This is a genomic window from Streptomyces sp. TRM68367 (assembly GCF_014495685.1).
Taxonomy (GTDB): Bacteria; Actinomycetota; Actinomycetes; order Streptomycetales; family Streptomycetaceae; genus Streptomyces.
This window is the reverse complement of record NZ_JACTVI010000102.1, coordinates 1-1549: the sequence shown is the minus strand read 5'-3', so window position 1 is coordinate 1549 and position 1549 is coordinate 1. Positions and strand designations below refer to the sequence as shown.

Here is a 1549-nt window from a genome sequence, read left to right as displayed (position 1 = left end):
GCCCCCTGGCCCCCGCCGGGGCTCCGCCCCGGACCCCGGCCTTTGCCCACCCACCACCCGACACTGCCGGCCAAGGGGTGGGCGCCGCCCCGACACTGCCGGCCAAGAGACGGGCGTTCCCCGACACCGCCGGCCAAGGGGCCGGCGTCGCCCGGAACTGCTGGCCGAGATGTGCCCCTCCGCCCCGCTGGGTTTCACGTCAGGAGGTCGCCCACCTGGGCCTCTCCCTCGCGGTAGCGGCGGGCGATCTCGGCGCTGCAGTCGTCGGCCGTGCGCTGGAGGCGCTGGCGGCGGCTGGATACCTGCTGCTCGTACCGCACGAGCCGACCCATCGCGGTGTTCAGCTCCAGGTCCGTGCGCGCGCCCAGGTCGGACAGCTCGATCTCGGCGAGCATGTCGGCGGCCAGGCGGCGGTACTCCTCGCCTTGCGGGGTGCCCAGCGTCACGTGGCGGGCCGAGGAGCGGTGCCGGGCCGGGGCGTCCTTGAGGATCTCCGGGAGCCGCTCGACCACGGAGGCCTCCGGCGGGGCGGCAACGGAGGCGGCGGCGGCACCGGTCGGCGCGCGCCGGGCCAGTTCCGCGCGCAGGATGTCGATGCGCCCCTGGAGCAGCCGCCGTACGTAGCTCAGGTCCGCCTCGTCCCGCTGCGCCTCCCGGCGCAGGACCCGCAGCTCGGACAGGCTCAACGCACCCAGCTCCTGCTCCGGCGGCTCCCCGGACAGCAGCGGCTCACCGCCAGTCGCCGGCCGATCGTCGTCCGCGGGCAACCGCCGCTCACCGTCCGCCGCCCGCCCGCCCTCGTCCCCGGGCAACCGCGGACTGTCGGTGCGCTGTACGGGTGGCCGCTGGGTGCCCAGCCACTCGGTACTCGATGTGCTCATGTGCCTCTACCGTCCCTCGACCGGCGTGTGAGAAGCATCGTGCCACCCCAAGTGGCCGCTATGTGACCGAGTGCCCCCGATCAACCCCAGATGGACGGTTAAACGTTCATTGAGAAGCCCCCTGCTGGGCGGCGCCGGCGGCACGGCATGATGGTCGGCATGCGAGCAGTGGTGCAGAGGGTGGACGGCGCGAGCGTCGTCGTGGACGGCGAGACGGTGGGCGAGATCAGCGGAGAAGGGCTGTGTGTCCTGGTCGGCGTCACGCACGAGGACACCAAGGAGAAGGCGGCCCAGCTCGCCCGCAAGCTCTGGTCGATCCGCATGCTGCACGACGAGAAGTCGTGCAGCGACATCGACGCCCCGCTCCTCGTCATCAGCCAGTTCACCCTGTACGGGGACGCCCGTAAGGGCCGCAGGCCCACCTGGAACGCCGCCGCGCCCGGTGACATCGCCGAGCCCCTGGTCGACGAGGTCGTCGCCCGGCTCCGCTCGCTGGGCGCCACGGTGGCCACGGGCCGCTTCGGCGCCCGGATGCGGGTGTCCCTGACGAACGACGGCCCGTTCACCGTCCTGCTGGAGATCTAGGTTCTGTCTGGAGTTCGGATCAGGAGTTCGGTAGATCGCCTGCGCGCGAGGGCTCGGTCTTGATAGGCCGTCAGTCATGGCGC

The 1549-nt window shown here is 72.5% G+C and carries 2 protein-coding genes; one reads left to right on the top strand and one right to left on the bottom strand.

Going from position 1 to position 1549, the window contains the following annotated elements; translation table 11 throughout:
- Positions 1-194 precede the first annotated feature (194 nt).
- Positions 195-881 carry an aerial mycelium formation protein gene (locus tag H8R17_RS37735; protein ID WP_187827726.1) on the bottom strand — a complete coding sequence of 229 codons (687 nt, stop codon included), beginning with the start codon at positions 879-881 and terminating at the stop codon, positions 195-197.
- Positions 882-1040: 159 nt separating this feature from the next.
- On the opposite strand from H8R17_RS37735, the gene dtd reads away from it, so the two are divergent.
- Entirely contained in the window at positions 1041-1466 is a 426-nt protein-coding gene (gene dtd, locus H8R17_RS37730; RefSeq protein WP_187827725.1) for a D-aminoacyl-tRNA deacylase, read from the top strand.
- The last annotated feature ends 83 nt before the right edge of the window (positions 1467-1549 follow it).